This is a genomic window from Brevibacterium sp. BDJS002, assembly GCF_028201555.1.
GTDB lineage: Bacteria > Actinomycetota > Actinomycetes > Actinomycetales > Brevibacteriaceae > Brevibacterium > Brevibacterium aurantiacum.
The window spans coordinates 1,681,809-1,705,204 of record NZ_CP116392.1 but is presented as its reverse complement, the minus strand read 5'-3'; the positions used below and the strand labels follow the sequence as shown (position 1 = coordinate 1,705,204).

Here is a 23,396-nt window from a genome sequence, read left to right as displayed (position 1 = left end):
AGTCCGCCCCTCACCGTTTCAATTGGTGAAGAAACGATCACTGCCCCGCTCGAATGCGGTGGCACAGATGAGGTTTAGTCTGGTGGAGCGATGGTCATTTCTGCCCTTCTGATTCGGCAGACGCGTCGGTTGGTTTCGGCACGGATCGCAATAGAAGGTGGACGGGAACGAGACCAATGAGTGCCACGCCTGCGGCAACTCCTATCACCCATCGGACACCGATCATGTCGGCCAGGACTCCGCTGCCCAGCATAGTAATCAGGGTGAAGCACGAATAGACAGCTCCATTCGTACCGACAACGCGGCCCCTCATCGATCGCGGTGCAGTCAGCAGCAGCCACGTCTGACTTCCCACCCACGACACGGTGAAAGGCAACCCTGACAGAAAGAATGCGATGACCGCCATGGGGAAGGAAGGCCAGATCACAAGAACAACGATCAGGCTGTACGCCACGGCGGCTCCGCCCACAACCGTCAGCTGATAACCAAGGCGTTTGATCACCACACCGATCAGCGGGCCGGCCACCACTGCTGACACTGCGAAGGCGCTGTTGGCCAGTCCCATCTCAGTGGACGTCGCACCGACTACTCCCAGCATCAGAACGGGGAACAACGCAGACAGAGGGCCCTCTTTGACGGCGTCGAGCACTTGGAGAAGGACTAACCCGCGTGCCCGGGGGCTCCGGCGTAAGAGCTTCAGATATGTTCCGACTGATTTGGAACCGTCTGGCATTTCCGCATCTTCGCTCGGTGGCGACTGTTGGAACCAGCGGCCCAGCGTGAGACTCAGTATTGCCGAGCAAGCCATAAATGCGGTCATCCCAAGCGCGGTCCAGCCGAACCCTACGACGGCGATGACGAAGCCACCCAACGCCGGAGCAACGAGCCGGGTCGCGTTCGACGCGAACGAATTGAGCCCGTTTGCCTCGGGTAGGTCCTCAGCCGAGACAAAGTCAGCTATCAATACCTGCTCCGCTGGCCGATAGATCTGCTGGACGGCGGCTTGCACAAAGACCAAAATCGCCAACCAAACAGGTGATTCAGCAACCACGAAGAGTCCCAATAGGACGACGACGCGTGCCAGCAAGGTCAGTTGGACTACTCGCAGGGGGTTCCAGCGATCAGCCACCGTGCCAGCCAGATGGCCAAACACTATTGCCGAGACCGTCGGTGTGGCTGCCAAGATGGCGGTCCACAAGGCTGACCCGGTCAGCTGGTAGATGTGAACGCTGAGGGCAATCCCCATTGACCAACCCACCATAGAGGAGGTGAAGTTGATGGCCCACAGCATGCTGAAGCCCGGATGAGTTCGTAGGAACCTCATGTAGATCCGCCGGACTTGGCCTTCAGCATGCGCGCTACCTATTCGTGGTCTGCTTTTCGCCCGAGGCTAGGCGCCTTGTGCGACTGTGGTTCGACGCGACCCTACCTGTCGGTGGCGAGGATTGAGTAGCCGGCTTGATGCTCATCGAGGTCTGCGCTGAGGCCGGCTTTGGCGGCACGTTTGCCGAAGTACCAGGCATAGGCGATGACTGCGGCCGTATAGGCGACGCCGATGGCGATTTTGAGCGCCGGCGGAATCGGATTCGGGGTGACGAAGCCTTCGATGAGACCCGAGATGAACAGCATGATGACCAGTCCCCCGGCGACTGTCAGCAGTGATCTGGCCTCCGAGGCGAGTTTGTTCCGCCGCAGCTGTGGGCCCGGCACCACCCAGGCGAAGAACAGCCTCAGCCCCGCGGCTGCAGCGAGGATGATGCAGCTGATCTCGGGGATGCCGTGCGGGAGGATGTAGAGGAAGAAGTCCGAACCGCGGTCGAACTCGAACATCATCGCACCGGAGAAGCCGACGTTGACGGCGTTGGAGAACAGTCCTGAGACGACGAAGACTCCGGTGATGCCCAGGAGCACGAACTGCACTGCGATCCACGCGTTGTTCGTCCACACACCTACGGCGAAGAATCCGTTCGGGTTCTCCTTGTAGTACTCGACGAAATCATGTTCGGCGAACTGTTTGCGGAAGGCGTGATCTCCGAAGGTCTCGAGGACCTCCGGATGCATTCCCGCCCAGATCCCAGCGAGGCTCGCGACCGCCAGGAAGAACACTGCGGCGATGAGGAAGTCCCAGCGGAGCCGATAGATCGACAGCGGCAGGCTGATGACGAAGAAGCGGGAGAGACCGCTCAGACCACCGGATGGGACCGCGGATAGATGGTTGCGCGAGCGATGGACGATCGCCGACAGACGTGCGGCTTCCACCGAGTCGGGTGCGACCGTCATGATCCGTGAGAGATCCTTCGACGCATCGCGGTAGAGGTCGAGGAACCTGTGTGTCTGCGCCGGATTCAACGTGTTCTGCTTGGCCAGCATGGACAGTTCTCGCCACTTGTCGCCGTGCAGTTCGGCCAGCAGATTCGGGTCCATGCTTCAACCCTATCTGAGAGTCCCGCCGCTCCGAATGTGGGTGGCAGGCGATCCGCCGTGAAGTGGGGATGGGAATTATGACAGGATGGATTTGTGAGTACTTTGGTGACGGGAGAAGCCGTCGAATTGAGCATTCAGCCTGCTGCCCTGGCGGCACGTGCGCTGAGCTGCCTCATCGACTTCATCGTCTACTCGATCGTCAACATCGGGCTCATCATCGCCATGTTCTGGTTCCTGCTGCAGATTCTTGAGGTCAACGAGCTGCTGCTGACATCGGTCATGACCATCATGAGCATTTCGGTGTTCGTTCTCCTGCCGATGATCGTCGAAGTCCTCACCCACGGACGCTCACTCGGCAAGCTCATCCTCGGCCTGCGAGTCGTCCGCGATGACGGCGGCGCCGTACGAGCCAGGCATTCGTTCATTCGGGCCATCCTCTGGCCCTTCGAGATCCTGTCGACCGGCGGCGGTGTGGCTGCTCTCTCCGGTTTGATCTCCCCACAGTCCAAACGCCTCGGCGACTACATGGCCGGGACGATGGCCGTGAGTGAACGCACCTCCCCACCCCAGCCGATCCGCACGCACGTCTCCCCGCATCTGCACAATTGGCTGGCCGAGACCGACATAGCCACACTTCCGGCCGGACTGCACCGGCGAATCGTCCAGTTCCTGTCGATGGCGGAGAATCTGGGTCGCGATTCGCGCTGGGAGCGGGCGAAGGAACTTGCTACCGAGCTCAATCCCTATGTTGCACCCGCGCCACCAGAGGGGACGATGCCCGAACAGTTCCTGTCAGCGGTCATCCACCGGCAACGGTCCGCCGAGTTCGCAAAACAGCAGCGCCGAGCCGAACAGTCTCAAGCCTTCCGCGCCGGCGTCAACACTCTCCCCCACGGACTGAGCCTCCAGAGCCGCTGAAGGCCGCACACCCACCTACACGCTCAGCTCCAATACACCCCACACAAGCAGAACCACAGACAGTTCAGGCCCGACCCCCAGTCGATGGGAGCCGGGCCTGAGAACGTCAGGGAACCTCAGTACCGGTAGTGCTCAGGCTTGTAAGGTCCGGCGACGTCGACACCGATGTATTCGGCCTGTTCCTTCGACAGCTCGGACAGCTTGGCTCCGAGCGCCGGCAGGTGGAGACGGGCGACCTTCTCATCGAGTTCCTTCGCCAGGCGATGCACATCGTTGTCGTAATCATCGGCACGGACCCAGAGTTCGATCTGCGCAAGCACCTGGTTGGCAAACGACGCGCTCATGACGAACGAGGGGTGACCGGTCGCGTTGCCCAGGTTGAGCAGGCGACCTTCGGAGAGGACGAGGAAGTCCGTCTGGTCACGATCGAGCCCAAGATCAGCCGGCACAGGCACGCGCCATTCGTGGACCTGAGGCTTGATCTCAACCTTCGTCACTCCGGAGATCTTGGCCAGTCCGGCCAGATCGATCTCATCGTCGAAGTGACCCACGTTGCCCACGATCGCTCCGGGCTTGAGACTGGTCAGCACCTCGACCCCGACGACACGCGTGTTGCCGGTGGTCGTGATGATGATGTCCGCCGTCGGTGCCACTGCGGGGAGATTCTCGACCTGGTAGCCGTCCATCGTCGCCTGCAGGGCGCAGATCGGGTCGATCTCGGTGACGATGACCCTGGCACCCTGACCGCGCAGCGCCTCGGCGGCTCCCTTACCGACGTCACCGTAGCCGACGACGACTGCGATCTTGCCGCCGATGAGGACATCGGTAGCGCGGTTGAGGCCGTCGGGCAGGGAGTGGCGGATGCCGTAGCGGTTGTCGAACTTCGACTTCGTCACCGAGTCGTTGACGTTGATGGCCGGGAACGGGAGGTTTCCTTCCTCGGCCAGACGGTAGAGACGATTGACGCCCGTGGTGGTCTCTTCGCTGACGCCCTTGATGCCAGCGGCAATGCGTCCGAAGCGACCGGGCGAGGCCTCGAGTGACTTCTGCACCTGTGCCAGGAGGACCTTGAACTCTTCCGGGTCGTCCTCGCCAGCGGCTGGGACTCCCCCATCGATTTCGGCCTGAGCACCCTTGAGGACGTACATGGTGGCGTCGCCGCCGTCGTCGAGGATGAGGTTGGCGCCCTCGGCGAAGTCGAAGATCTTGTCCGCGGCCCACCAGTACTCTTCCAGGGTCTCACCCTTCCAGGCGAAGACCGGCACACCGGCGGGGGCGTCGACGCTTCCGGTGCCGACGACGACGGCAGCGGCGGCCTCATCCTGGGTGGAGAAGATATTGCAGCTGGCCCAGCGCACCTGCGCCCCGAGGGCGACGAGGGTTTCGATGAGCACAGCTGTCTGCACTGTCATGTGCAGGCTTCCGGCGATGCGGGCCCCGGTCAGCGGCTTGCTCTGGCCGAATTCTTCGCGCAGAGCCATGAGCCCTGGCATCTCGCGTTCGGCCAGTCGGATCTGGTGCCGGCCGCCTCGGCCAGACTCAGATCGGCAACCTTGTAGTCGGTGGAATCGAGCACGGTACCTCCATCGGGAACGGAAACTGTTGTCGTCTGCGTTTGAGTCTATTGCCTGCGGGCTTCGACGAATTCACTGGCCTGTGCAGTCAGTTCGCGCAGACGATCCGGATCGCTGGCTTCGACGTTGAGTCGCACCAGTGGCTCCGTGTTGGACTTGCGCAGGTTGACCCACCAGTCCTCGCCCTGCAGACCGATGCCGTCGAGGTCATCGATGGTGCTGGCTGGGAAGTCAGAGGATTCGGCGGCGAAGGCGGCGAGAACTGCATCGGGGTCTGCCACCGTGAAGTTGATCTCGCCCGATTGGACGTAGAGATCGTAGTCGGCGACGAGCCGTGAGGCAGGTGCCCCGGTATTCGCCAGGGCGGCGATCAGGTGGCAGGCGGCGAGCATGCCGGAGTCGGCGCCGTAGAACTCCTGGAAGTAGAAGTGCGCGGAATGTTCGCAGGCGAAGACCGCCTCTTCGGAGCGCATGAGGGTTTTGATGCCGGAGTGGCCGACCTTCGAACGCACTGCTCGCCCACCCGCGGCCGCGATCGTGGCCGGCACGCTGCGGGAGGTGATGAGGTTGTGGATGACGACTGGTTCAGCCACGCCTGCTGTCTTGGCACGAGCGATCTCGCGTTCGGCGACGAGCGCCCCGACTGCCGAAGGAGACATGGTCGCTCCGGTTTCGTCGATGAAGAAGCAGCGGTCGGCATCGCCGTCGAAGGCCAATCCCAGATCCGCACCCTGGTCGACGACCGCGCGGGAGACATCGAGGAGGTTCTCCGGCTTCAGCGGGTTGGCCTCGTGGTTGGGAAAGGTGCCGTCGAGTTCGGTGAACAGGCCGATGGCCTCGAAGGGCACCTGAGCATAGCCGGCGTCGGTGCCGAAGACCTCGCCGAGGAGTTGGCCCGCCATGCCGTTGCCGCAGTCGACGATGACGCTCAGTCCGCTGACCTCGTCGACGTGGGTCAGGGTGCGGATGCGTTCGACATAGCGGCCGCGCATGTCCGCCGCGGCGGACTCGTCGTCCGCGACTTCAGGAGCGTCGTTGAATGTGGGTGCCTGCGGCGCCAGGTCCTTGATTCGTCCCAAGCCGGAGGCAAGGCTGACTCCGGCGGCACGTGGACCGCAGATCTTGATCCCGTTGTAGTCGGCCGGGTTGTGGCTGGCGGTGATCATCGCACCCGGCAGATCGAAGATGCCTGAGGCGAAGTACAGCTGATCGGTCGAGCACAGTCCCAGCAAGACGGCCCGGAAGCCGGCGGACTCGATGCCGGCGGCGAATGCGTGGGCGAAGCCGGGTGAGCTGGGGCGCATATCGTGGCCGACGACCACCTCGGCGGTGTCATGGAGTTCAGCCATCGCGGTGGCCGTGGCCCAGCCGAGGGCGAAGAGCACATCCGTCTCTAACTGGTCCGGGATGCGCCCCCGGATGTCATAGGCACCGACCGCGGCCTCGAGCGCCCTCGTGCGGGCCGCGACGAGGTCGGGACCGGGTGTGCGGCTGGGATCGGACGTGGCGTGGTGTGTGGTCATGAGTCGCCGATGATGCGCAGGTGACCGTGCTTGCGGCCCTGCACGGAGCCGTCGTTTCGGCTCTCGGAGCCCGCAGGCGAGCCCGTCGACGAGGTAGATGAAGAGTCAGATGACGAGGCAGATGCGCCCCCGCCTGTGCGAGCGCCGTTCCCGGGGCGGCCTGCTGCTTCCCTGACGGCGTCGGCGATGGCCAGAAGATCGTCACGGGTTCGTTCGGGCGGAGCCTGCTCACCCCCGATGCGGATGAGCTGCCAATCCACCGGTGGGGTCAGTTTGGCGGCATGATCGGCGCACAGGTCGTGGGCACCGGGTTCGGAGCGACGCGACAGCGGACCGATGACGACGCAGGCATCAGCGTGCACGTACGTCATGGTGGCTGTGGCACTGCGCGAACAGCTGACTTTTGAACACAATCTCACGGCTGACACAGTCCACCACTTTACACGCGAGCACCGCCTGTCCCCGACAGCCAGGGCCGTATGGTCAGTACAATATTGACTCATGAGTACCAGGCGTCACCGTGATCGGCACGGCCGTGGACTGCGGTCCCCGCTGTTCTTAGCCGACGTGCCCGCCCGTCAGCGCCGATCCGAGAGCTTCGCCCGTGTCGCGGCCGAGGAGTTCGCTCGCCAACGGGCCCAAGAACCGGCACTGCTCGCCGAGGTGGTGCTGGCCATCGATGCCGTCCCACCGGCCAGTTCGACCGAACCTGCATTCGGGAGGGTGTTTCCCGCCACCGCGCACCGGCTCACGCACATCGTCCTCTACCGTCGGGTGATCGAGTATCACAGTAGCGGACAGCGCGATTCCCTCATCGCCGAGGTGGTCGCCGACCAGGTCGAGATCCTCCGGAACTCCTAGCCGAGTTCTCTGTCCCCGCCTCAGCCGAGTCGGATGTCGCGGTAGGCCACGCCGGCCGGTGCCGGTGCCGGCTGGACCGAGGAGATCCCGGAGTCGGTGGTGACCACATAGCTGGCATGGACACCGTCCGATTGTGATCCTGAGGCGTTCTCACCGCTGATGACGATGGCCCGCACTGCGTCCGGGGACACCTCGGCGGGGCTGAACTCGGTGGTGCCGGTGGGGTTGAGGTCGATCGACTGCGGCTCAGTGAGCGAACCATCATCGAGCATGCCGCTGACCTGCACCTGCCCCTGGCCCGGTGAGAGGTAGAGCTTTCCGGTGCCCGTGCGCGGAAGGGCCATGATCTGCGAGTCGGCGAGGGTGTCTGTGGCGTTGACGCTTCCGAAGTCCGCGCTGCCCTTCTCCCCGTCCTGGCCAATGAATGCGCTGGCCTGAATGCTCTGGTCCGAGTCGAGGATGACGCTGGTGGCCTCCAGATCGCCGAGATCCGCCTCGGCGACTCCATGCGCGACCACGGTCATGGATGAACGGGGAATGTCGATCTCACCATCGGGTCCGTAGGCCTTGAGGGAGACCTCCGCGAGGTCATCACTCGGGTTGGCCACACGCAGTCGTGCGTCCTTGCCGTTGAGTCCGGTCACGACCTGCTGCGAATCAGCATCCGCCCCGCTTGTGGCCAAGTCGATGCCCTTGGGGGTCAGACCGTCGAGCACCGTCTCCTGGAGGGAACCGGACACGACTCCCCCGTCGACCTTGACGTCGACTGCCAGAGACTCGGCTCCGCCGGCGAGACCGCCCAGGCGGATGGCGCGCTGCTTCCCTGCCTTGATGCTGACCTCTGTCGGCTCCCCGCGCTGTCCCGAAGGTGTCATGAGTGCGACCTCGGCCTGGACGGGAACGTCACCGGGGTTGCTCAGCAGCAGTTGGGAATTCGATCCTGCAGCACCCGAGCCTGCCAGGATCCGGAAGTTGCTGGCGGCTGCCCCGCAGGTCAGCGTTGCCAGACCGGTGAGGTCACCTGATGTGCCTTCGACTGTTTCGACGCCGGTCGTCAGCGCCGGTGCTCCGGGGCGGGCGAACCCGGTGATGAGTTTGGTCTGATCGATCGGATCGTCACCGGAGATGAAGCCGTCCGAGTTGGGGTTGTCGAAGTTGGCCGAGCCTCCCAGATCCGCGACCTGCAGGCGTGCGGCCGAGACGGAACCGTCGGCGGCGCTGATCGGCGCGGAAGCCGAGACGACTCGGGTGGACACGTTCGAGTCATCGACGAATTCCGCGTCGGTGCCTTCAGCTTCGTCATCGGTCAGCAACGGGCCGGGGCAGATCACGCGGGTGTCTGCGGTGGGCATCCTCACCTGTTCGGGGCTGCGGTCGAGGGTACCCGGGGTCAGCGGGGTCAGGAACGAAGTGGTGGCGACGAGGACGCCGGGCACGGCGATCGCCGCGAAGGTCACGATGCTGCGCATGTGTTTCATGGCTTCGCCTCCACTGTCTGCTCGGGTGCTCGCGACTTCGGTGCCGTCTCGGCTCGCTGCGATGTCGTGCGAGCCTTCTTCTCAGATCTCGCACGAGTCGTTCGCGACCAGGCCCTGCTCTGCCGTTGAGATCCGAAGGGGATTGCGACGATGATGGTGAGCAGCCCGAGGACCCAACCGAGGATGACTCCCGGTGCATAGAACTCAGAGCCGTAGCTGAGCTCGACGTCTCCCCCGGATGCGGGGAGTGAGAATTCGGCGGCCCAGTCGTTCGTGGGCTTCTCCGGGGCCGGCAGGTCCTTGCCATCGATGCTGGCGGTTATGTTGCCGCTGGCGTCGGAGGCGATCAGGGTGCGCCCGTCCTCACCTGCAGCCACCTCGGCGGTGGTTCCGTCCATCGGTGCCGTGCTCAACGTACCGTCGGGCTCGCGGACGAGGAAGCGACCGTTGTAGGGGGTGTCGACCTGCCACAGTCCGCCAGACTCGGTCGGACCGACCTCGACCACACCGTCGGCTGCTGCCACCGAATTGCGGAGGTTCTTCGCATCCGAGTCGACGAGGACGAAGTCCACGCCCAGCTCGCCGAGGATGGCGCGGACGTCACCGGCATCATCGGCCGACAGTGCTGCGGCGGCCTGCGCGATGAGGGTCTCGTCCTCGCTGATGGGCAGGGGCCTGCGCTCCCACGGCCAGCCGCCGACCGCCTCGGCGGAGTGAATGGTCGAGGTGCCGATGACCGTCCCGTCGGCAGATGAGAGCAGCCGTGCCCGGACCTCGCCGTCGACGACGTCGAGGCGCAGCGTGCGCGCCTGAACATCATCGGCGGCCCGGTCAGCGGCCAAGGCCGGAACAGTGCCGTGCTCCTGCGTAGTGAGTGCGCCGCCCGAAGTGGTGCCCGCCGAGGTGGTGCCGGATCCGACGCTGACGACGATGAGTCCGACGGCTGCGATGGCCACCAACCCGGTCAGGCCGCGCATGGGCAGCCGGCGGGAGTTCGTCGACTTCGTCGTCGTGGCCTGGGCTCCGAGGGTCAGCAGCATGATCGCGCCGAAGCTGAGCAGGGTCAGTCCGGCGGCAGGATAGGAGCCGATGAGATGGAAGGGCCCGGTCTGGGCCGGGATGAGGATCTGTCCGGTGGCCACCAGCAGACCGGTGAGGTAGAGGCCCACGGCCCATGTCAGCCGGGAGAGTTTGAGGTGAGCTTCGATGACCGTGAGGAACGCGAGGATGAGCATCGGCAGCACCAGGACCGGTACCCACAGCTGGAGCAGTCCCGGGCTGACTCCGCTGATGCCGACCGCGGCAAGCAGGTCGGACAGCCACGTCATGTCAATAGTTGAGGGGAAGCCGACCGCGAGGAGGTAGGTCGGCGGGGCTGGTGGGGCCAAGGTCTGTCCGGGCATGACGAAGAGGGCGCCGGGTTCGGTGACGAGGCCGACCACCCAGGGCCAGGCCAGGAACAGGGTCGGAGCCAGCAGCCACAGGTGGCGCAGGCCGCGACCGGTGCACAGGAGGACGACGGTGAGGATGATTCCCAGGGGCAGCATCAGCGGCACGCCGGCGACCATCAGGAACAGCAGGAGTCCGGCACCTGCGGCAGCGGCGATGGACCCGGTGCGCAGGCTGCGGCGGAGGGCGATGACGAAGAGCGGAGCCGCGATCCACACGAAGATGACGCCGAGGCGTCCGTTTGAGAGCGCGGTGACGAAGAGCGGGGCGGCGATCCACAGCAGCCCGGCGAATCCGCGCACCCATTTCCTCTTCACGATCGTGCCCGCCGCGGTGTAGGCGGCGATGACGGCCAGGATCGGGGCGAGGAGGATGAGGGTGCGGACCATGATGTCGACGTGGCCCAGGAACGGCAGGCTGAGGACTGCGATGACCAGCTGATAGGGGTCGCTGGGCACGGCGGCGCCGGTGGAGACGTCGAGATTCGGGCTGAGCAGGCGCCTGACGAGGTCACCGAGGCTGACATCGGTCGAGCCCACGGCACCGCCGACGAGGTGGCCGGTGCCGAAGAGTCGGAAGGAGACGAAGCCGCTCAGTGCCACGGCCGCAATGAGGAGGTAGGTCAGAGGGCTGCGAAAGAGCCCGGCACCGCCGGTGACCTCGAGTCGTGAGAACGAGTCGATGGCCTCTTCCGTATCGCCCACGGGATTGAGTTCTGTTTCATCGCCGTGCCCGGGGCCGGTATCGGCTGCGGATTCGGCCTGGGCCAGACGGGCCTCCTCGGCGGAGTTCATGCTCCGACGTTGGACGGAGAGTTCGTCCGGGTCCGCATACAGCGGGGCCACGTGAGAGTCGGTGGTGCGTTTGGCGAGGCGACTGCGGCGGGCGTTCGAGCGCCTCAGCCGGGCGGTCGTGCCGGCGTCGGCGCCGAGTCCGAGCAGCGCAGAGAAATACCAGGAGGCGGCGCGGACGTTGTTCGACAGCAGACCCGCCAGAGTGTTCTTCAGCTGGGTGAGGACGAGGAGGCAGAAGATGCTGAGGAAGCCGGGGCTGGCGAGGCTGAGTCGGTAGCGCTGTTCCGTGCGGATCTGAGATTTCGACAGAGGTGGCAGCGGGGAGGAACCGAGTTGGGAGGCCAGTGCGGTGGAGACCGTGAGTCTGGCGCTTGGGGCGACGACGACTCTGCGGCCGAGGTCGCGGAGTCGACGCGAGTATTCAAGACCACGGTAGGCAACGCCGAGGACCCTAGAGGGTGCTCCGATCCTCTCCAGCTCCGTGGTGGCGATGAGCATGCCGGGCAGATCGAGACCCAGAGTCTCCGACTGCCCGTCGCGCTGGCCCTGGTCGTACTCCCCGTCTGCGACGGGGTTGACCCTGGCTCCCGCCGAGGTGGTGGTGACGCCTGCGGAGACGATGTGATCTGAGTGCATGATCTTGGGACCGACGGCGGCGATCGATTCTGTCGCGCCGATGGCCTCGAGCAGTTCTTCAAGACATTCGGGCTCGGGGCGTGAGTCTGCGGTGAGGAACCACAGATGGGTGCTGTCGGCGACTTCGGGGAGTGCCATGGCCTCTGTGACGGCAAGACCCCCGAGATCCACGATCGGGATCTCGGGGTAGGACTTGCTCAGAGCTGTTTCGAGCTCGACCCTGCTGCTGTCATCGCCTGAGGCGAGGACAACTGTAACGGCAGGTTTCACACGACCTGTTTCTTGAGTCGGCGGCGTTCACGTTCAGACATACCGCCCCAGATTCCGAAGCGCTCGTCATTCGCCAGCGCGTATTCGAGGCAGTCTGACCGGACATCACACGAGGCGCAGACACGTTTGGCCTCACGAGTCGATCCGCCCTTTTCGGGGAAGAACGCCTCGGGGTCGGTCTGAGCGCACAGCGCTTGGTCCTGCCAGGAAAGCTCACCGTCCTCAGCTGCCCCGAAGAGCAGTGAAAGCGGTGATACTGCGGAGTTATCCGTGGGAAGCGGTGTCAGATCGTTCGGATCGATCGCCAATGGATCAGGCAGAGTATCCGGTGTTCGTGCTCCTGGTTCGACGAACCAGTCTTCGGCACTTCGAGAAGTGACTCCGGGCACGACTGTGGAGAAGTCTTCCCTCTCCTGCCTTTTGCTCTGTGCGCTTTGCACGGTTTTCCCCTTTCTCACGCTCAGCTCACCTACCACTGCGAGCTCCGGTTCCGGTACCGTTCGAGGAGTGAAATGGTCTGGGTGCGACCGGCTCCCCGGATGGTTCCGGAGGTGAAGCTCGTGCTGACGGCATCAGCGTGGTGGATGCTCGAATCCGAGGATTCGTGCTAAGTGCGTTCCCCTGTTAAGTATAAATTACACGCGTGTCATTACCGCCCCGTCAAGCCCTCGTGGAGTATTGCAGAGGCCGCCGGAGAGTTATTCGAACACACCTTCACATACACACGCGCCGAGAACACCACATGTAGCGACCACTATCTGGGATGGACACAACCTATGGTGCGCGCCTGAGCAAATCTGGAGAATTTAGAAATCATTCGCCGTCGGTGGGATTATGGAGTCATGAGAGTCGAATCACTCGCGATCGTCGCCCGATCCCAGCAATCGCACCCAGAAAACGGGCGCCGAGGCTGCCCGACGACGATGCGGACGCGGTGATGAACGACCGACTCCTCACCGTCTATGCACCTCCCGTGGAGGAGGACATTTCGCCCGGTTCCGATCTGGCAGCCATCCTTGTCAACGCTCTGCGTCGCAATCGGATCGACCTCAAGGACGGTGACATCCTCGTCATCGCCTCGAAGGTCGTGTCCAAAGCTGACGGCCGTCTGCTCTCCGTCAACGACCGGGCGGAGTTCGAGGAACTCGTCAAGGAGTCGTCGAACCACCTCGTCGCCGAACGCACCTATGCCTCCGGATCCACCGTCCAGATCGTGCGCACCCATTCGGGCACCGTGCAGGCGGCGGCCGGCCTCGACCAGTCGAACTCCGGCGGAGCCGTTGTCCTTCACCCAGTCGACAGCGACGCCTCGGCCCAGAAGCTGCGGCTGCGGGTCGAAGAGGCGTTCTCAGTGCGCATCGGCGTCGTCATCTCCGACACCATCTCGCGGCCGTGGAGGATCGGAGTCGGCGACTTCGCGCTCGGTCTCTCCGGCTTCTCCGGACTCGATGACCAGCGCGGCAAGCCCGACGGCGACGGTCGTGTGCAATCGGTGACCGTCCGCGCAGTCGCCGACGAGATCGCCGCCGCAGCCGATCTCGTCAAGGGATCATCGCGCGGCCTTCCGATGGCACTCGTCCGGGGCGCCGGTGGTTACCTGGACAATGGTCGGGCCGGGGCGAAGGCGCTCAGCCGCGACCTCGGCGAGGACTGGTTCCGCTACGGCCACGTCGAAGCGATCCATCGCGGGCTCGGAGTCACAGAGCTGCCCGGACGTGCCGCGGCCGGGGACAACAGCGACGACATCCTCGAACGTGTCTCCCGCGCCATCCGCGTCGTCCGAGCCGGGTCATCACGCACCCCCGGGCAGGCCGCCTGGCGGATGCGCATCGAAGGCTCCGGGTCACGGATCACCATGGCCCCCTCCGACTCGCCCGCGACCCCGCAGGCCGGTGGGCCTCCCCTGCTCGAGGCGATGGTCGGCCTCGGTTCACTCGTCGAGCGCATGCACACCGCACTCTTCGCCGAAGACCTCAGCGCGACGACGAAATGGGAGTGGGCCGATGGCGAGCTCGGCGCCTTCCCCCGCGGAGTCCGCATCAACATCGGACTCCTCAACCCCTGACAACACCCCCACCCTCTGACGTATATCGAGAAAGCAGGTCTGCCTCGTGGATCTTTCCATCATCAGCCGCACCGGCGGACCCGTCCTGTTCTGGCGCGGGCCCGACTATGACCGACTCGACCTCACCGGTCCCGTCGTGGCGAACTGGGTGAATAAGGGAGTCGGACTCTTCGGAGACTATGGGCTCGGCCCCGACTTCACGCTCTTCGTCCCAATGCCTGCCGGACTGCACTGGCGCGAGCTCGTCGCCATCCTCAGTGTCCTCCTCGCCGATGGTCGCGTCGTCCTCGGAGCTGGATCTCAAGAGGATCAGGCAGACGGTGCGGCCGCCTCGGCGGACACACCCACCGCGCTCGACGGTGACTTCCACGCGCTGGTGCCGTTGGGCCATGAGAACGATGAGCGCCTGGCCGCGGCAGAAGAGGTCTTCGTCTACAACCCGCCCGCGCTGGCCCTGAGCACACCGGTCGATGAGGACTTCATCGATGTGAACTCAGCGATCCGGGCCTACCCGGATGTCACACCTCGGCGACTGCAGGCCACCGGAACGCTCCTCGTCGGTGACGAGGAGATCGCGTGGGCCGACCCGGCCGATGATTCCGGCTCCGGCATCCTGGTGGCGAACTCAACCCCGCAACCGCAGGAGTGGGCGACGTTCCTGGATCACCTCCTGCGCGGGGGTGAATCTGTGTTGGCCAATGGCATGGACGACGCTCGCGTTGCGGACCTGGCGAGCAGCCTCGGCGAGGTCCGTGGCAGACTGGGCTCATGGACAAAGTAGTTGATACGCCCGCCGAGGCGGTAGCCGATATTGCAGATGGATCATCGATCGCCGTGGGCGGTTTCGGTGTCGTCGGTGTCCCAGAGTTCCTGATCCGCGCGATCAAGGAACAGGGCGCCAAGGACCTCGAAGTGATCTCGAACAACGCCGGAGTCGACGGGCGGGGCCTGGGCCTGCTGCTCGCCGACCACCGTCTCCGACGCATCATCGCCTCCTATGTCGGTGAGAACAAGGAATTCGCACGCCAGTACCTCTCCGGCGAGCTCGAGGTCGAACTGACCCCGCAGGGAACCTTGGCAGAGAAGATGCGCGCCGGTGGCGCCGGAATCCCCGCGTTCTACACGATCACCGGAGCCGGCACCCAGGTCGCAGACGGCGGCATGCCGTGGAAGTACGACACCGAGGGCAATGTGGTCAAGGAATCACCGGCCAAGGACACCCGCGTCTTCGACACCTTCGGCGAAGAGAAGGAATACGTCCTCGAGGAGTCACTGGCACCCGACTACGCGCTCGTCCGCGCCGCCGTCGGAGACCGCCACGGCAACCTCGTCTTCCACTCCTCAGCCAGGAACTTCAATCCCCCAGCCGCCCAGTCGGCTCGAATCACCATCGCCGAGGTCGAGAAGCTCGTCGAACCGGGCGAGATCGATCCTGATGACGTGCACGTGCCCGGCATCTTCGTCCACCGCGTCGTCGAGCTGACCCCGGAACAGGTCGCCGACAAGCCCATCGAAAAACGTACCGTTCGCGAAGCCTGAGGAGCCGATATGTCATTGACAAGAAACCAGATGGCGGCCCGCGCGGCCCAAGAGCTCGAAGCCGGCAGCTACGTCAACTTGGGCATCGGAATGCCGACCCTCGTGCCCAACTACCTGCCCGAGGGCGTGGACCTCGTCCTCCAGTCGGAGAACGGTCTGCTCGGCGTGGGTCCCTACCCGACTGAGGACGAGATCGATCCCGACCTCATCAACGCCGGCAAGGAGATCGTCACGATGGCCCCCGGTGCCTCGTACTTCGATTCCGCAGCCAGCTTCGGCATGATCCGCGGCGGCAAGGTCAATGCCGCGATCCTCGGCGCGATGCAGGTCGCAACGAACGGCGACATCGCGAACTGGATGATCCCCGGCAAGATGGTCAAGGGCATGGGCGGTGCCATGGACCTCGTCCACGGTGCGCAGCGCGTCATCGTCATCATGGACCATGTCGCCAAGGACGGTTCGCACAAGCTGCTGAAGAGCTGCGAGCTGCCTCTGACCGGCAAGGGCGTCGTCAGCCGCATCATCACCGACATCGCCGTGCTCGACGTCAGTGGAGATTCCTTCACCCTCGTCGAACTGGCTCCCGGAGTCACCGTCGATGAGGTCAAGGAGAAGACCGGCGCCGAGGTGAACGTCCCCGACGACGTCGCCACCATCTCCGTCGACGCAGCCTGAGACGCTGACTCTCGGATGTCGGCCGGATGGCCGGCGCGCCGCGGTCACGCTAGGTGACTAGCGGCGCGGCAGAGGCGCTAGGTCTGATCGTCCCGGCAGTTTGATGAGAGGCCGTCCTGGGCCGATTCCTTCAGAGGAATTCGGCCGAGGACGGCCTCTTCCGTGTGCCACTCTTCCGTATGTCAGGAGCGCTGTGCAGGGAAGGCACAAGGGAGCACTGTGCTGCGGGTATGTTGTGCCGTCTGCAGAGAGCGCTTCGCAGGATGGTCGCAGGCGATCAGCGCAGCGGCGACCAGACTCACCACGCACCGCAAGCCACTCAACACCCTGTTGGTCGCTGAGCACCCCGTTACCATCACAGACAACAGTTCGTTCTGCACCGCCTACACTCCGTGCCAAAAGGCACCTCAGCAAAGGGGTGCTTTGCTGCTCACGGTGCGTGGTGCCAAAACGCAGCCGGCTCAGACCAGTTGCGAGTAGTCTCTGACCAGCTGCGGAAAGTTCAAGCGAAGGGCAGCGAGTTGTCGAGGCCGGTGGTGGCCACGAACAGGTCGCCGTGTCCGTCAGCGGTCACTGTGGGCTCGTTCGCCGCGATGAAGACGCTCTGACCACGTGTCAGTGTCACCGTGGACCCGAGCGACGTCAGTGTGATGCTTCCCGAGGTGCACAGCGCAATGCTGGCGCCGCGGCGTTCGATCTGAGTCAGTCGAGGGCACCGCAGCGACTGCAGTGCGAAGTCCTCAGTCGCCCCGAGGAGGATTCCGTCACGGTCGGGTTCGACCATCCGAGGCTTGGCGGAAGTGAACTTTGCGACCTTGCCCAGTTCGGGGATGTCGATGTGTTTGTTCGTCAGTCCCCCGCGCAGAACGTTGTCGCTGGAGGCCATGACCTCAATCCCGGTCCCGCCGAGGTAGGCGTGCAGGACGCCGGATTCCATCGCCAGGGCCTCACCGGGCTGCAGGTGCACGCGGTTGAGCATGAGCGCCACCAGCACACCGGGATCGGACGGGTAGTCAGCAACGAGTTCCTGGAAGGTCTCTGCAGGGTCAACTGCCGTGCCCGAACGGCTGATATGGCCGTCGGGAAGTTCTGCCAGATCCTGTCCGGCAACCTCGTCGACAAATCCTGCGGACCGAGAGTCACCGAGGACGAGCTCGACGGCCCTGGCAAAGGCCTTGGCTTCGGTGACGGACTTCAGCGCCGAGAGCACATCACCCAGAAAGTCCAGTGAGGTCGGCGACAGGGACAGCGACAGCAGGCGTTCGAAGGTGGAGCGCACGGCCTTGCGGGACCGGAAACCGGTCAAGGCGTGGAACTCAGTCAGAGCGTAGATGAGTTCCGGTTTGGCCGAGGGGTCCTTGTAGTTGCGCGTCGGGGAATCGAGGTCGGGACCTTCGGATTCCTCGCGGGCGAACCCGAGGGCCGCCTGCTCGGGGTTCGGGTGAACCTGAATGGAGAGTGCCTTCTGCGCGGAGAGAACCTTGAGAAGGAAGGGCAGACGTGGCCCGAAGACCTGAACAGAGTCGTGGCCCAGCAGTCCGGCAGGATCACCGGCAAGGTATTCGATGAGGTTGGGGCCGACCGTGGTGCTGTTCGTCTTCACATCAACAGATGACGATGAGCCCTGCTGCGCCGACCGGTGAGTCGAGCTCTGCTGATCGAACTGTCCGTTGTCCAACCGCGAGGGGCTGAGGGGATGAGCTCCGAGCCAGAGCTCGGCGCAGGGAGTGCCGTCGGGTGCGGTACCCAGGATTGCCGGGATCGCGTCCGTGCTGCCCCACGCGAAATTCTTGACCGTGTTGTGCAATCGACGCACTGTCTTGGTCCCCTTCGGCTGGAATCATCGGATGTACACACATGCCGTGTGTGCTTCTCCACGTTAGCGCGTTCACCTCGACTAATCATCGATTTCGGGAGTGGCTTCACTGACTGTTCAGGCCAAGACATCTGCAATTCACCGGGTGTTACCAGGGCAAATGCACAGGCCGGTGGGGTTGCCCTCATAAGTTCGAATGGTCGGCAGCGGCATCAGCTTCTGGAAATCCAGAGCCGGTCTGCACTTGAACCCCATAGACGAAACGTCTCGTGGGACGCGAAATGCCTCGTGGGTCCCTTTCGGAACCGGCCACGAGGCATGGGTACTTCTCTGTGCAGTCTCGCCCGATGAAGGCGATGCTGCTGTCATCAGCCGACGACGCGGATGACCTTTGCTCCACGATCGAGCATCCAGCTGTAGCTGCGCTTCGTCGTGTTCGTCCGGGTCGAGCCAGCGTCGTACATCTGACCCTTCGTCTCCGAGATGATGCCGATATGACCTGGGATCCAGATCATGTCGCCAGCCTTCGCTTCGCTGGCCGGAATGACCGTGCCGGCGTTGCGCTGCTGGCTGGTTGTGCGCGGCAGCTTGATGCCGTGCTTGCCATAGACGTACTGGGTGTACCCCGAGCAGTCCCAGCCCTTCGTCGGCGACGTACCGCCCCAGACGTACTTCACACCGAGGTGGGCTTTCGCCTCCTTGATGATGGAGTCACGCTGAGCCTGGATCTTCTCTGCCTTGGACGGCTTGTCTTTCTTGTCGTCCTTCTTGTCATCGGACTTGTCGTCCTTCGACTTGTCGTCCTTCTTATCGTCCTTGGACTTGTCGTCGTCCTTGGACTTGTCGTCCTTCGACTTGTCGTCACCCTTCGAATCGCCCTTGGGCTCTTCGGTCTTCGACTTATCGTCGTCCGATTTGTCGTCGTCCTTGGACTTGTCGTCCTTGGAATCCTTGTCGTCACCCTTGGCGTCTTTGTCGTCTGTAGAACCTTCCCCGGAGTCTGCAGCCGAACCGCCATCTGTGGCGCTGTCCCCCGGTGGTGCCGACGCATCGGCACCACCGGAAGCATTGGCGTCTTCAGAATCACCCGGACCGTTGTTGTCGACGACACCGCCGTCGATCGTTCCTGTGGGCGAGAACTCTGTGGTTCCGTAGCCCTCGGCCCAGACGAGTCGAGCACCTTCGAAGAGCTGCTCGCCTCGCCCGTCCTTGTAGACCGGGTCCGACTCGGGGTAACCGAGGTGACCCTTGATGGTCCCCTTGTCACCCCAATATTTCAGAAGGGTGCCGGTGGTGTAGTGAGCACCGGTGTCCTTCGACCAGTAGATCTTGCCCTTCTGGAACGACTGTGCCGATCCCCCGTCCTTCAGACCGCCCTTCTCTTGCGAGGTGGGCAGTCCCAACTGGGTGACAACGTCACCCTTGAACGAGTTCTTGATTGCTCCGGTCAGGTGGTACGCACCGGTCTTCTTGGACCAGTAGACGTTGCCCTTCTCGTAAGTCTGAGCACGTGCTCCGGCTACGCCCTTGACATCGTGTTCCTTGCCAGTGGCCTTGCCGAGTTCCTTCTTGTGGTCGGCAGCGTACTTTTCGATCGCGGTCTTGGGCTTCGGCGTTTCCTTCTTGCCGTCGTCCTTCTTACCGTCGTCTTTGTTCTTGCTGTCGTCCTTCTTGTCGTCGTCCTTCTTCTCATCGGACGGCAGATCACCGGAGTTCATGATGTCGGTGACAGTTGAGCGGATTTCGCCCATCTTGGAGTAGAAGGCGTCACCGGGGCAGCTGGTGTTCGCGAGGTCGCGGTGCGCGACGACGGTCGACTTGCTCGGCTTGACACCATCGAGCGAGAGTTTCCAGGCAATCGCCGAGGCGACAGCGTCCCGGGTCTTCTTCGGCGGAGCCGACTTGTCGTAGGAGCCGAGCACTGAGATGCCGAAGGTTCCGGTGTTGTGTCCGGCCACGTGGGCACCGATAACGGCCTTCTTGATGTCGCCGCCGCGTGCGTGCCAGAGACGACCGTACTTATCGGCGATGACGTTGTATCCGACGTCGCTCCAGCCGCGGCCCGACTGGTGGTAGGACTGGATACCGCGCAGGACCGACGGGACGTCTTCAGCCGAGTAGCTGTTGGAGCCGGCTGTGTGGTGGACGACCGCCTGCTTGACGCTGCTGGCGTAGTCCGGGCTGCCCTTGTATGCCTTGGCGCCCCAGGAGCTGCGCGAGCCGATCTTCGGCTTCGGCACCTTAGCGGACTTCGCGACGGTGCTCACGGATGAAGATCCGGGCACGTAGTTCTGATTGGTGACCTCGGCCTGGCCTGAAGCGGCCGCGGTCTCGGTGCTCGCAGAATCCGCACTCGAGTCGGGAGTCGACTCAGCGGTGTCTGCCGCACTGTCGGATGAGGTCGAGTTCTGTGGCTCGAGCTCTACTGGGTCGTTCTCGGCCACAGCAGCAGCATCGTTGGGATTCTGCTTCGGGTCGACGAGGACGAGCTCGGCGTCGCTGGGAGCCTTGTCGCCGAGGATGCGCATCTGCACACCCGAAGCGCGGTTGACGGTGAACGGCTCGGAGCCTTCGTTCTTCGCCTGCTCCTTCTGCTCCTCATCGAGTGACTGCCAGTTGCCCCATTCAGAACCGCTCTTGACGCGGACCTGGATCCGGATGTTCGACTTCGACTGCGAGAAGGTGAAGCCGATGAGGCTCGGGTTGTTCGTCGGCACGTCGAGGACGTCGGAGATCAGCGCGATGTTGACGCCGTCCTCGGTCTTCTGACGCACTGAGCCCGAGATGTCGTCGCTGTCCTTCGAGTCCTCGGACGATTCGGAGTTCTCAGACTTCGCGTCCTCTGACGCGCCGTCTTTCTCCTCCTGCTCCGCAGCCGGTGCCGACGGTTCAGCCGCCGGGGCGGAGTCCTGGGCACCTGCGGATCCGTTGCCGCTCTCTGGGGAAGACAGGCTGGCAGAAACCGGATTGACCGACCCCGTGGATGCAGCGGCCGAAGCACCCGCACTCACGTTGACGATGTCTGGCACATTCGTCGAAGCGACAGCGGTCTGCGACTTGAAGATGTTCGGCAGGTTGCTCGTTGCGCTCTGGTTGGCGGCGGTGGCAGTGGAATCACTGGAATCGCGGGCGCCGGGGACGTTGAGTCCGTCTTCGCTCACGCTCAGCGCCTTCTGGGTCACTTCTGGTTCTGTCGATGCCGCGAAGGCAGTCGGTGCCGTGACCGCTAAGGTGCCGACGAGTGCGACCGAAGCGCAGCCCGCGACTGTGGGCAATAAGTATTTCATCGTTACAGCCTTTTCGAGGAAGTCAGGGAAGTTCAGGCCCTGGAATCATCTCACCGTTGGCAGGACGGTGGGTAATCCCAACATCTCAAAATTGTTACACATATACGGCGTGTCAGACTAGCCAAATAACAAAATAAGCAAATTACACGGGTGTGGTTCCCAGTGTTTACACGGGACACACCGAGAGAAACTTTTTCCGGGAATCTGCTGCAGATTCTCGCTGAGGACAGAACCACCGTGCTCCGGGAACGTGATGTCTGCCTCAGGGCACGTAGCAGATTTCTCTCTCCGCGCTCTCTTTGTCCTCGTCAGAGCCGCCTTCGGCACTGCCCTGCGCACTGATCTGCGGATTGGTTCCGCCCACGCTCCCAACAGTCCTAAGACTTGCGTTGACCCCGGCAACGGCTCCGGCAGAGCCGCCGGGGGCCGTCTGAGCGCCTTTGTCCTTCTCAGCGTCTTTGGACGACTCTTCGATGGTGTCCGCAACCAAGGTCCTGGCGGCGTCGAAATCAGGATCAGATGGTGTCACGTTGGGCGGAGTGAGGTCAAGCGACTCGATCTTCTGCGACTTCACCTTCAACGCCAGGTCCACGAAGTCGTCGACCTCGGAGGAGGGAATGTCGGTGGCCAGGGCCCCCGGAGTGGCTTTAGCGATCTCCTGGTATCGGGTCAGCACCGTGGCGGGATCGAGCTGCTTGACCATCGCGGTCTGGACACAGCGCTGCCGGATCATGCGCTCGTAGTCGCTGGAGAACTCACGGGAACGGGCGAACCACAGGGCGTGGAAGCCGTCGAGCTTCTGCTTGCCCGGTTCGATCCAGCCCTTGACCGGTCCGTGTTCGCCCGTGGTCGGATCGACCTTTGAGGAGATCGGCACACGCTTGCCGGAGACGAGCGTGATGCCGCCCAGAGAGTCGATGAGGTTCTCGAATCCCTTGAGATTAACCATGGCGAAGTACTGGACTTCGAGTCCGGTGATCGCCGAGGCGGCATCCATCGTGGCCTGCTCGCCGGCCCGTTTCGGATTCTCGAACTCGTCCTTGTGCTGCTCGCCCTGCTGGAAGACGGCGTTGAGCAGGCATTCATCACCGCAGTTGTACCCCTGCGGGTAGTACTTGTGCAGCGGTGAGTCCTTGGGGAACGGCACGTTCTCCATATTGCGCGGCAGGCCGACGATGACGGTCTTGCCCGTCTTCGCATCGATGGAGACCAAGGACAGCGAATCCGGGCGGATGCCGGTGCGCCCCTTGCCCGCATCAGATCCGAGCAGAAGAATGTTGTAGCGCCCATCGACGGGCTTCGCCGCCTTGCCCGAGGAGAAGAGGTCGGCCATCAGCCCACGCTGGGAGTCCAGCAGCGTCGTGCCCCAGGCCAAGGGGCCCACGACGATGAGCACGAGGGCACAGAATGCAGCGAGGAAGCGTTTGCGGGCTCTTGCCGAGAGCGTGACCAGCTTGATCCGGCGCAGCGTGTCGAAGAGGCACACGATCCAATTGATCGCGATGACCGGAAGCCAGATGATGAGGAATGTCAGCAGGATCGGGTTCGTGCCGATCGTGAAGAGGAACTTCTTATCGATGATGATCACCACGAGCGCGATGATCGCGAGGATCCAACTGATCGCGGTGATCGACAGCGAGACCTTTGCCCAGCGGCGAGACCGGAACAGCAGCTGCACACCCCCGGGGATGAGCACGCTGATCAGGAGAAGAATCCACGCCCGCACATCACGCGTCGGCTGTGAGGCATACGACGGGTGATGGATGGGGTCGACGTATCTCGTTTCGGCCACTGACCTACCTTTGCTTCGTGCTCGTTGCTGTGATGGCCACACACGCGGGTCCGAAGCCCGCAGCGACGCAGTCCACTGTGCCAAACCTTCTGGAGAGTCCACTGTGTTCATCCATTGTGGCGCGTGAGAACCCGGGATTCCGGCACATTTCACCTGCGCATGTCGCGTGGTGACAGGTGGACTTGGTCACACGGACCCCCTCGCAGACCCCGTCACAGACCTGCCCCGCCCTCCCCTGCAGACCCAGGACACAGAGGAAGGCCACCGCCTGCTGGCAGTGGCCTTCCTCCTCGAA

Annotated in this window: 16 protein-coding genes and 1 pseudogene; 6 read left to right on the top strand and 11 right to left on the bottom strand. The window is 63.5% G+C overall.

Features of this window, described 5'->3' with window-relative positions; all coding sequences use genetic code 11:
- Positions 1 to 94: 94 nt before the first annotated feature.
- Together PGC08_RS07885 and PGC08_RS07880 are read right to left on the bottom strand one after the other, a co-directional pair.
- Entirely contained in the window at positions 95 to 1,291 is a 1,197-nt protein-coding gene (locus PGC08_RS07885; RefSeq protein ID WP_219618405.1) for an MFS transporter, read from the bottom strand.
- 134 nt (positions 1,292 to 1,425) lie between these two features.
- The gene (locus PGC08_RS07880) at positions 1,426 to 2,424 is read right to left on the bottom strand and encodes a stage II sporulation protein M (RefSeq protein WP_069599895.1); all 999 of its coding nucleotides are present in this window, start codon (positions 2,422 to 2,424) and stop codon (positions 1,426 to 1,428) included.
- Between the two features lie 93 nt (positions 2,425 to 2,517).
- Between PGC08_RS07880 and PGC08_RS07875 the strand changes: the two genes are divergently transcribed.
- The gene (locus tag PGC08_RS07875) at positions 2,518 to 3,342 is read left to right on the top strand and encodes an RDD family protein (RefSeq protein WP_029417523.1); all 825 of its coding nucleotides are present in this window, start codon (positions 2,518 to 2,520) and stop codon (positions 3,340 to 3,342) included.
- A 116-nt stretch (positions 3,343 to 3,458) separates the two neighbouring features.
- On the opposite strand, the pseudogene ahcY reads toward PGC08_RS07875, so the two are convergent.
- The 3 genes and pseudogenes from ahcY to PGC08_RS07860 all read right to left on the bottom strand — a co-directional run bounded on the left by ahcY (position 3,459) and on the right by PGC08_RS07860 (position 6,810).
- Positions 3,459 to 4,918, bottom strand: a pseudogene (ahcY, locus tag PGC08_RS07870) (adenosylhomocysteinase).
- Positions 4,919 to 4,963: 45 nt separating this feature from the next.
- The gene (gene manB / locus PGC08_RS07865) at positions 4,964 to 6,439 is read right to left on the bottom strand and encodes a phosphomannomutase/phosphoglucomutase (RefSeq protein WP_271709908.1); all 1,476 of its coding nucleotides are present in this window, start codon (positions 6,437 to 6,439) and stop codon (positions 4,964 to 4,966) included.
- Positions 6,436 to 6,810: a DUF3499 family protein gene (locus tag PGC08_RS07860; protein WP_069599892.1), complete on the bottom strand. Its 375-nt coding sequence runs from the start codon at positions 6,808 to 6,810 to the stop codon at positions 6,436 to 6,438. The genes manB and PGC08_RS07860 overlap by 4 nt, the downstream gene beginning before the upstream one ends.
- Positions 6,811 to 6,940: 130 nt before the next feature.
- Here PGC08_RS07860 and PGC08_RS07855 point away from each other — a divergent pair, with 130 nt between their 5' ends.
- On the top strand, positions 6,941 to 7,300 hold the full coding sequence (locus PGC08_RS07855; RefSeq protein ID WP_009884529.1) for a metallopeptidase family protein: 360 nt from the start codon (positions 6,941 to 6,943) through the stop codon (positions 7,298 to 7,300).
- 20 nt (positions 7,301 to 7,320) lie between these two features.
- Here the strand turns inward: PGC08_RS07855 and PGC08_RS07850 are convergent, their stop codons facing one another.
- The 3 genes from PGC08_RS07850 to PGC08_RS07840 are packed head-to-tail and all read right to left on the bottom strand — an operon-like array spanning position 7,321 to position 12,385.
- A complete protein-coding gene (locus PGC08_RS07850; protein WP_069599891.1) occupies positions 7,321 to 8,778 on the bottom strand; it encodes a DUF5719 family protein in 1,458 nt (485 codons plus the stop codon).
- Positions 8,775 to 11,927, bottom strand: coding sequence for a glycosyltransferase (locus PGC08_RS07845; RefSeq protein WP_271709907.1), 3,153 nt, complete (start codon positions 11,925 to 11,927; stop codon positions 8,775 to 8,777). The genes PGC08_RS07850 and PGC08_RS07845 overlap by 4 nt, the downstream gene beginning before the upstream one ends.
- Positions 11,924 to 12,385 carry a WhiB family transcriptional regulator gene (locus PGC08_RS07840; protein WP_271709906.1) on the bottom strand — a complete coding sequence of 154 codons (462 nt, stop codon included), beginning with the start codon at positions 12,383 to 12,385 and terminating at the stop codon, positions 11,924 to 11,926. Before PGC08_RS07840 ends, PGC08_RS07845 begins: the two co-directional genes overlap by 4 nt.
- A 479-nt stretch (positions 12,386 to 12,864) precedes the next feature.
- On the opposite strand from PGC08_RS07840, the gene PGC08_RS07835 reads away from it, so the two are divergent.
- The 4 genes from PGC08_RS07835 to PGC08_RS07820 are packed head-to-tail and all read left to right on the top strand — an operon-like array spanning position 12,865 to position 16,206.
- Positions 12,865 to 13,992 (top strand): coenzyme F420-0:L-glutamate ligase, encoded by a 1,128-nt coding sequence (locus tag PGC08_RS07835; protein WP_096146729.1) that lies wholly within the window; start codon positions 12,865 to 12,867, stop codon positions 13,990 to 13,992.
- Positions 13,993 to 14,038: 46 nt separating this feature from the next.
- A complete protein-coding gene (locus PGC08_RS07830; RefSeq protein WP_096146730.1) occupies positions 14,039 to 14,773 on the top strand; it encodes a hypothetical protein in 735 nt (244 codons plus the stop codon).
- On the top strand, positions 14,761 to 15,531 hold the full coding sequence (locus PGC08_RS07825; protein WP_009884536.1) for a CoA transferase subunit A: 771 nt from the start codon (positions 14,761 to 14,763) through the stop codon (positions 15,529 to 15,531). The genes PGC08_RS07830 and PGC08_RS07825 overlap by 13 nt, the downstream gene beginning before the upstream one ends.
- Before the next feature lie 9 nt (positions 15,532 to 15,540).
- Positions 15,541 to 16,206, top strand: coding sequence for a 3-oxoacid CoA-transferase subunit B (locus PGC08_RS07820; RefSeq protein WP_069599887.1), 666 nt, complete (start codon positions 15,541 to 15,543; stop codon positions 16,204 to 16,206).
- 502 nt (positions 16,207 to 16,708) lie between these two features.
- Here PGC08_RS07820 and manA read toward each other — a convergent pair.
- The 3 genes from manA to PGC08_RS07805 form a co-directional block, all read right to left on the bottom strand.
- The gene (gene manA / locus PGC08_RS07815; RefSeq protein ID WP_009884538.1) at positions 16,709 to 18,022 is read right to left on the bottom strand and encodes a mannose-6-phosphate isomerase, class I; all 1,314 of its coding nucleotides are present in this window, start codon (positions 18,020 to 18,022) and stop codon (positions 16,709 to 16,711) included.
- A gap of 368 nt (positions 18,023 to 18,390) precedes the next feature.
- Entirely contained in the window at positions 18,391 to 21,309 is a 2,919-nt protein-coding gene (locus PGC08_RS07810) for an NlpC/P60 family protein (RefSeq protein WP_240516291.1), read from the bottom strand.
- Between the two features lie 262 nt (positions 21,310 to 21,571).
- Positions 21,572 to 23,101: an LCP family protein gene (locus tag PGC08_RS07805; RefSeq protein ID WP_096160904.1), complete on the bottom strand. Its 1,530-nt coding sequence runs from the start codon at positions 23,099 to 23,101 to the stop codon at positions 21,572 to 21,574.
- Between the last annotated feature and the right edge of the window lie 295 nt (positions 23,102 to 23,396).